Origin of the sequence: Mycobacterium sp. Marseille-P9652, from assembly GCF_902652685.1 — a bacterium.
GTDB lineage: Bacteria > Actinomycetota > Actinomycetes > Mycobacteriales > Mycobacteriaceae > Mycobacterium.
Window position 1 is genome coordinate 51,042 of record NZ_CACRUY010000034.1, and the last position, 7,825, is coordinate 58,866.

Below are 7,825 nucleotides of genomic sequence, written 5' to 3' on the forward strand. Positions count from 1 at the left end.
CGCGCGGCAGGTGCGCGGGTAGGTGACCGCGCGGAAGGTGGTGACGAGCGCATGACGGTCGAGGGGCCCCACGGCAGCGATTCGCCCGGCCCGGTCTCGGAGCCGGCTCCCGAACCGGTCTCGGCCGCCGGCCCGGTGCCGCGCCCGGGCCCGCGCCCCGGCCCCCGGCCCGTTGCGAGGCCCGCCGCCCACCCCGTGATCGCGCCGCCGCGCAGCGATCCGCACCGGTTCGGCCGCGTCGACGACGACGGCACCGTGTGGCTGATCAGCGGCGCGGGCGAGCGCGTTGTCGGCTCGTGGCAGGCCGGCGACCGGGAAGCGGCGTTCGCCCACTTCGGCCGCCGATTCGACGACCTGAGCACCGAGGTCACGCTCCTGGAGGAGCGGCTGGCGGCCGGGACCGGCGACGCCCGCAAGATCCGGGCGAACGCCTCCGCCCTCGCCGAGACCCTGCCGACGGCCGCGGTGCTCGGCGACATCGACGCGCTGGCCGCGCGGCTGACCACCCTGGTCGAACGCGCCGGGGCGGCCGTCTCGGAGGAGCGCTCGCGGCGCGACGAGCACCGGGCCGCCCAGACGGCCCGCAAGGAGGCGCTGGCCGCGGAGGCCGAGGAGCTGGCCGCCAACTCGACGCAGTGGAAGAGCGCGGGCGACCGGCTGCGCACGATCCTCGATGAGTGGAAGACCATCAGCGGCCTGGACCGCAAGGTCGACGACGCGCTGTGGAAGCGGTACTCGGCCGCGCGCGAGGCCTTCAACCGGCGGCGCGGCGCGCATTTCGCCGAACTCGACCGGGAGCGGTCGGGCGTGCGGCAGTCGAAGGAACGCCTGTGCGAGCGCGCCGAGGAGCTGTCCGATTCGACCGACTGGACGGCCACCAGCGCGGAGTTCCGGAAGCTGCTGACCGAATGGAAGGCGGCGGGCCGCACCAGCCGGGAGGTCGACGACGCGCTGTGGAAGCGGTTCAAGGCCGCCCAGGACGCCTTCTTCACCGCCCGCAACGCGGCGACGGCGGAGAAGGACGCCGAGTTGCGGGCCAACGCCACCGCCAAGGAGGCGCTGCTGGCGGAGGCGGAGAAGATCGACACCACCAACCACGACGCCGCCCGCGCGGCGCTGCGGGCGATCGCGGACAAGTGGGACGCGATCGGCCGCGTGCCGCGGGAGCGGTCGGCCGAGCTGGAGCGGCGGTTGCGCGCGGTGGAGAAGAAGGTGCGCGACGCGGGCGACGCCGGCTGGTCGGATCCGCAGGCGCAGGCCCGCGCCGAGCAGTTCCGCAACCGCGCCGAGCAGTACGAGCAGCAGGCACAGAAGGCCGCCGCGGCGGGCCGCACCAAGGAGGCCGAGGAGGCCAGGGCCAACGCCGAGCAGTGGCGGCAGTGGGCGGATGCGGCCGCCCAGGCGCTGACCCGCAGGTCCTAGCTCGAAGAAGGTGGGGCCTCGGGGGGCGTCTGCGGCCGGGCGGGGTTTTCGAGGCTTTCCAGCAAGGTCTTCGACTGCTGGTCTCTGGCGAGCTGGCGCCGCCGCTCCTCGGCCGCGAGCTGCACGATCGTGCGCGACCACACGACCCTGGCCCAATGAAACGTCAACGCCAGCACCGTGATCCACGCCAGGATCAGGCCGATGCCGGGACCGGGCTGTCCGGCCGGCGCGGTCTGGCGCGACCAGACCGCAAGCAGCCCGGCCGCGCCGGCGATCGCCGAGCCCGCCAGGGCGACCCACGCCAGCGCCCAGCGCCGTGTCGTCAGCGCCAGCATCGAGAACCCGACGCCGAACACCAGCACCAGCCAGGCGAACACCCGCGAGGGCAGGGCCACGGCGGCCCGGTCGGCGCCGTGGCTGTCGAACAGCACGTCCCAGCCGCGCACCCCGCCGGTGTGCGGCAGGATGAACGTCGCCAGCAGAATGAACACCAGGATGGCCACCACCAAACCCCTTGGGCCGGGGTCGATTTCACTGGCGACGCGCTTCTCCGCGGCTTCGATCTCGGTCCGCAGGGCGTCGAGGCCGGTGGGTTCTTCCTTCATCGTGCACATCCCATGGGTGGTACGGGGCCGACGGACGGCCCGATGGTCGGCATGCCGAGGCCGGTGGCTGCCGGGCGCAGTTCCGCGGCGAACGCGTCGCCCGCACGGGTGCGGCGGTGGGTGAGGACGCCCGCGTCGGCGATCAGGTGGTGGGGCGCGGCGCCGGTTACGGCGGCGGTGACGACGTCGCCCGGCCGCACCCCCTCGCCGGCGGCGAAGTGCACCAGGCGGCCGTCGCGCGCGCGCCCGGTCATGCGCGCCGTGCGGCTGTCCTTGCGACCCTCGCCGGCGGCGACCAGCAGCTCGACGACCTCGCCCACCAGCGCCCGGTTGCCCTGCAGCGAGATCTCCTCCTGCAGCTCGACCAGCCGTTCATAGCGTTCCTGCACAACGGCTTTGGGCAGCTGCCCGTCGAGCTCGGCCGCCGGCGTGCCGGGCCGCTTGGAGTACTGGAAGGTGAACGCCGCCGCGAACCGGGCCTGGCGAACCACCTCGAGCGTCGCCGCGAAGTCCTCTTCCGTCTCACCGGGGAAGCCGACTATCAGGTCGGTGGTGATGGCCGCGTGCGGCATCGCGGCCCGCACCCGGTCGATGATCCCGAGGTAGCGGTCGGCGCGGTAGGAACGGCGCATCGCCCGCAGCACCCGGTCCGAGCCGGACTGCAGCGGCATGTGCAGCGCCGGGCAGACGTTCGGGGTCTCGGCCATCGCCTCGATGACGTCGTCGGTGAACTCCGCCGGATGCGGCGAGGTGAACCGGACCCGTTCGAGGCCGTCGATGTCCCCGCAGGCGCGCAACAGCGCGGCGAAGGCCCCGCGGTCGCGCGGCAGCACCGGGTCCGCGAACGACACCCCGTAGGCGTTCACGTTCTGCCCGAGCAGCGTGACTTCGAGGACGCCGTCGGCGACCAGCGAGCGCACCTCGGCCAGCACGTCGGCCGGGTCGCGGTCGACCTCCTTGCCGCGCAGCGACGGCACGATGCAGAACGTGCAGGTGTTGTTGCAGCCGACGGATATGGAAACCCAGGCGGCGTAGGCGGATTCGCGGGCGCTGGGCAGCGAGGACGGGAACTGCTGCAGCGACTCGGCGATCTCGACCTGGGCCACCCGGTTGTGCCGGGCCCGGTCGAGCAGCGTGGGCAGCGACCCGATGTTGTGGGTGCCGAACACGACGTCCACCCACGGCGCCTTGCGCAGCAACGCCTCCCGGTCCTTCTGGGCCAGGCAGCCCCCGACCGCGATCTGCATGTCGGGGTTGCCGCGCTTGCGCGGCGCCAGGTGGCTCAGGTTGCCGTACAGCTTGTTGTCGGCGTTCTCGCGGACGGCGCAGGTGTTGAAGACCACCACATCCGCGTCGGCCCCGTCGTCGGCGCGGCGGTAGCCGGCCGCCTCCAGCAGGCCCGCCAGCCGCTCAGAGTCGTGGACGTTCATCTGGCAGCCGTACGTCCGGACCTGATAGGTGCGCGACGACGCGCCGTCGAGCCCGCCCGGGCCCGTCACGTCGTCTCGCGCCACCACCGAAGTCACCTGGCCATGGTACGGCGGCCGGGGGGTGCCCGGCCCCGGCCACCCGACCGTCAGACGCGCCGGCGATCCCGCTCGGCGGCCAGCTCGGCCAGCACCACCTCGCACGCCAGGTTCTGGCTGTACCCGCGCCGGGCCAGCATTCCGACGAGCCTGCGGGTCACCTTCGCGTCGTCGCCGCTCAGGGTCTCGCGCCGCAGCCTGGACCGCACCAACTGCTCGGCCCGGTCACGCTCGGCGCCCGCGTCGATCCCGGCGAGCGCCGCGGTGATCACCTCCCTGTCGACACCCTTGGTGTGCAGTTCGGCGGCCAGCGCGCGCCTGCTCTTGGCCCGGCGGGTCTGCACCCACTGTTCGGCGAAGTCGCTGTCGTCGATCAGGCCGACGGCGGCGAGCCGGTCGAGCACCCGGCCGGCGACGTCGTCCGGATAGCCGCGCTTGGCCAGCTGACCGGACAGCTCGGCCCGGGTGCGCGCCCTCGCGGTGAGCAGGCGCAGGCACAGCGCCCGCGCCTGCTCCTCGCGCGAGGCCTCAGAAGTCGACGGGGGCGGGCAGGACGTCATCGTCGGTCACCACCGCGCCGATGCCGAGCTTCTCCTTGATCTTCTTCTCGATCTCGTTGGCGACGTCGGCGTTCTCCATCAGGAACGTGCGGGCGTTCTCCTTGCCCTGGCCGAGCTGCTCGCCCTCGTAGGTGAACCACGACCCGGACTTGCGGATGAAGCCCTGATCCACACCCATGTCGATCAGCGATCCCTCGCGGCTGATCCCCCGGCCGTAGAGGATGTCGAACTCGGCCTGCTTGAAGGGCGGCGAAACCTTGTTCTTGACGATCTTGACCCGGGTGCGGTTGCCGACCGCGTTGGTGCCGTCCTTGAGCGTCTCGATCCGGCGCACGTCCATGCGCACCGACGCGTAGAACTTCAAAGCCTTTCCGCCCGTGGTGGTTTCGGGGCTGCCGAACATCACCCCGATCTTCTCGCGGAGCTGGTTGATGAAGATGGCCGTGGTGCCCGAATTGTTCAGCGCGCCGGTCATTTTCCGCAGCGCCTGGCTCATCAGGCGGGCCTGCAGCCCGACGTGGCTGTCACCCATCTCGCCCTCGAGCTCGGCGCGCGGCACCAGGGCGGCCACCGAGTCGATGACCAGGATGTCCAGCGCCCCGGAGCGGATCAGCATGTCGGCGATCTCCAGGGCCTGCTCACCGGTGTCGGGCTGGCTGACCAGCAGGGAATCGGTGTCGACCCCCAGCTTCTTGGCGTAGTCCGGGTCGAGGGCGTGCTCGGCGTCGATGAACGCCGCGACGCCGCCGGCGGCCTGGGCGTTGGCCACCGCGTGTAGGGCGACGGTGGTCTTACCCGAGGACTCCGGGCCGTAGATCTCGACGACCCGGCCGCGCGGCAGGCCGCCGATGCCCAGGGCCACGTCCAGTGCGATCGATCCGGTCGGGATGACCGAGATCGGCTGGCGCATCTCGTCGCCGAGACGCATCACCGAGCCTTTGCCGTAACTCTTCTCGATCTGAGCCATCGCCAGTTCGAGAGCCTTCTCGCGGTCGGGGGCTTGCGTCATGGTGCCTCTCCTGTAGTCGGTGCGTTCTTCTGACCGGTTTCGGTCGGTTGGCCGTGACACTAGAGAAGGCCACCGACAAGTCGGCTTTTCGAACGCTTTCCACAGTAGCCGAACACGTGTTCGACTCAAGCGGACACGCCGAACGCCGGGATCTAACCGGCGTTGACTCTGCATCTAGGGCGGCGACACGCCGAAAAGCGCCACCACTGGCGCAGGATCAACGAGCAGGCAATCCCCTCACCACTGCTCGCGGGGCACGTCGAAGTCGACGCACAGGGCGCGCCAGACGTCGCGCGGCTCGACGCCGTCCTCGATCGCCTGCGCGGCGGTCCGGCCGTCGAGGCCGGTGAGGACGTGGTCCACCAGCACCGACGAGCCATAGGCGGCGCCGAAGCGCAGAACGACGCGCTCGTGAAACTCGGTCAGCCGCACGTCAGCCAAGATACCCAGCGATTCAGCCAGCTAAAGCAAGCGCTTCCCGGCACACCAGCACGGGGTCGGCCACCCCGGCCACGCTGGCGCCCGCCGCCCGCGCCGCATCCCGATAGCCGGGCGACGACAGCACCTCGCCGACCGCGGCCACCAGCGCGTCGGCGGTCAGCGGCCGGATCAGCCGCCCGCTGCCCTGGCGGACCACCCGGTTGGCCATCTCCCACTGGTCGCCCCCGCCGGGAACCACCACCAGCGGGACCCCGGCCAGCAGCGTCTTGGCGACCATCCCGTGACCACCCCCGCAGATCACCAGGTCGGCGTGCGCCAACAGGTCGGCCTGCCGGCCCAGCCCCACCACCGCCCACGGCGGCACCGTCAGGTCCGGGCCGCCCAGCCACGACACCACGAGGCGCGATCCGGGCGGCAGCGTCTCCTCCGGCACGAGGCATCTCAGCGCGACCTCGGCCAGCCCCTCGGCCCCGGTCAGCGCGGTCGACGGCGCGACGACCACGACCGGCCCGTCACCGGCCGGGATGTCCAGCACGCGATCCGTCGGCTCGAAGTGCAACGGCCCCACCACCACGGCCTCGGCCGGCCAGTCCGGCCGGGGCACCTCGAGCGCCGGCAGCGTCGCGATCAGCCGCCGCCGCGGGCCAGGATCAGCGGCGGGCAGCCCGATCTCGACCCGGACAGCCGCGCGCTGGCGCAGGCCGGCGCGCCAGGACCGTGCCGTGAGCGCCCGCATCACCGCGTCGCGCAGGCGGCCCCGCAGCCCGGTGCCCGGCGCCAGCCCGCTGCCGATCGGCGGCAGCCCCTTGGACGGCATGTACAGCGGGTGCGGGCACAGCTCGACCCACGGGATGCCCAGCAGCTCGGCCGCCATGCCGCCGCCGGCGGTGATGACGTCGGAGACCACGAGGTCGGGCGCGAGATCGCGCAGCGCCGGCACGTTGAGCACGGCCATCCGCGCCGCCCGCCGGTGGATGCGGGCGCCGGCGTCGACGTCGTCGTCGGTGGCGGCGAGCCCGTCCAGCTCGGCTGCGTCGAGGCCCGCGGCGCGCGCGGTGTCGAGCCATTCCGCGCCGGTGAACAGCGTGGGCTCGTCGCCCGCCTCGGCGAAGCGTTGGCACAGCGCGATCGCGGGGAACGAGTGTCCGGGATCCGGCCCGGCGACGACGGCGACGCGCATCGGCCCTACCCTGCCACAGCGCCGCTCGCCTACGCTGGCAACCATGACCGAGGTGACCGCGACAACCACATCGAACACCCGCGTCGTCGAGGGCTTCCTGAACGCCCTGCAAGACGCCGATTACGACGCCGCCGACGCCGCGTTGGACGAGAACCTCGTCTACGAGAACGTCGGCCTGCCCACGATCCACGGCCGCGCCAGGGCCATGAATCTGTTTCGGCGGATGTACGGCCGGATGGCCTTCGAGGTGAAGATCCACCGGATCGCCGCCGACGGCGCCGCGGTGCTCACCGAACGGACCGACGCACTCATCGTCGGTCCCCTGCGCCTGCAGTTCTGGGTGTGCGGCGTGTTCGAGGTGCACAACGGGCGAATCACGTTGTGGCGGGACTACTTCGACTTCTTCGACATGGTCAAGGCGACTGCGCGGGGCGTGGCGGCGCTGGTGCTGCCGTCGCTCAAAGCTTCGTTCTGAGTAGCGGACACAGCGTTTTTGCACGGTCGGCGGGATGCGTCGCCGGCCACTGAAATCTATTGTTTTCATCGAGGTCCGCGGCGGAACCGTTCCGGAGGCATCGATGTCGTATGTACTGGCGCTGCCGGAGGCGCTGGCATCGGCCGCCGCGGAGGTGGAGCGGGTCGGGTGCTCGCTGGCCGCGGCCCACGCGGTGGCAGCGGCACCGACCATCGGCCCGCTCGCCGCGGCCGGTGACGAGGTGTCGCTGGCCGTCGCGGCGCTCTTCTCGGGCCACGCGGCGTCCTTTCAGGCGGCCAGTGCGCGGGCCGCGGCATTCCATGCCCGCGTCGTCCAAACCCTGAGCCAGGCGGAGATCAGCTACTCGCTGGCGGAGGCAGTCGCCGTCTCGGAGCTGCAGACCCTCGGGCAGGACGCGCTGGGGGTGGTCAACGCTCGCACCGAATCGGCGTTGGGTCGCCCGCTGATCGGTGACGGCGCCAACGGCTATACCGACGCTCAGGGCGTCGGGACGCCAGGTGGGTCCGGCGGCATCTTGTACGGCGCCGGCGGCCGCGGGGGGACCAGCACGGCCACCGGCGTGACCGGGGGATCCGGTGGCCGTGCT

Annotated in this window: 9 protein-coding genes; 3 read left to right on the forward strand and 6 right to left on the reverse strand. The window is 72.2% G+C overall.

Annotated elements, in window-relative coordinates; genetic code table 11:
• Positions 1 to 51: 51 nt before the first annotated feature.
• Complete coding sequence (locus GPY60_RS17600) at positions 52 to 1,422, forward strand: DUF349 domain-containing protein (protein ID WP_156688975.1); 1,371 nt, start codon at positions 52 to 54, stop codon at positions 1,420 to 1,422.
• Here GPY60_RS17600 and GPY60_RS17605 read toward each other — a convergent pair.
• The 6 genes from GPY60_RS17605 to GPY60_RS17630 all read right to left on the reverse strand — a co-directional run bounded on the left by GPY60_RS17605 (position 1,419) and on the right by GPY60_RS17630 (position 6,743).
• Complete coding sequence (locus GPY60_RS17605; protein ID WP_156688976.1) at positions 1,419 to 2,036, reverse strand: Rv2732c family membrane protein; 618 nt, start codon at positions 2,034 to 2,036, stop codon at positions 1,419 to 1,421. The genes GPY60_RS17600 and GPY60_RS17605 overlap by 4 nt on opposite strands.
• The gene (gene miaB, locus GPY60_RS17610) at positions 2,024 to 3,553 is read right to left on the reverse strand and encodes a tRNA (N6-isopentenyl adenosine(37)-C2)-methylthiotransferase MiaB (RefSeq protein ID WP_156688977.1); all 1,530 of its coding nucleotides are present in this window, start codon (positions 3,551 to 3,553) and stop codon (positions 2,024 to 2,026) included. The genes GPY60_RS17605 and miaB overlap by 13 nt, the downstream gene beginning before the upstream one ends.
• Positions 3,554 to 3,603: 50 nt before the next feature.
• Entirely contained in the window at positions 3,604 to 4,113 is a 510-nt protein-coding gene (gene recX / locus GPY60_RS17615) for a recombination regulator RecX (protein ID WP_156688978.1), read from the reverse strand.
• Entirely contained in the window at positions 4,082 to 5,122 is a 1,041-nt protein-coding gene (gene recA / locus GPY60_RS17620) for a recombinase RecA (protein ID WP_156688979.1), read from the reverse strand. Before recA ends, recX begins: the two co-directional genes overlap by 32 nt.
• A gap of 237 nt (positions 5,123 to 5,359) precedes the next feature.
• Positions 5,360 to 5,554: a DUF3046 domain-containing protein gene (locus GPY60_RS17625; protein WP_444850862.1), complete on the reverse strand. Its 195-nt coding sequence runs from the start codon at positions 5,552 to 5,554 to the stop codon at positions 5,360 to 5,362.
• A 22-nt stretch (positions 5,555 to 5,576) separates the two neighbouring features.
• Positions 5,577 to 6,743, reverse strand: a complete 1,167-nt coding sequence (locus GPY60_RS17630; protein ID WP_156688981.1) for a glycosyltransferase — start codon at positions 6,741 to 6,743, stop codon at positions 5,577 to 5,579.
• A 43-nt stretch (positions 6,744 to 6,786) separates the two neighbouring features.
• Between GPY60_RS17630 and GPY60_RS17635 the strand changes: the two genes are divergently transcribed.
• Both GPY60_RS17635 and GPY60_RS17640 read left to right on the forward strand, forming a co-directional pair.
• A complete protein-coding gene (locus GPY60_RS17635) occupies positions 6,787 to 7,218 on the forward strand; it encodes a limonene-1,2-epoxide hydrolase family protein (RefSeq protein WP_156688982.1) in 432 nt (143 codons plus the stop codon).
• 103 nt (positions 7,219 to 7,321) lie between these two features.
• The coding region (locus tag GPY60_RS17640; RefSeq protein ID WP_197283714.1) for a PE family protein at positions 7,322 to 7,825 on the forward strand (504 nt) is incomplete at its 3' end.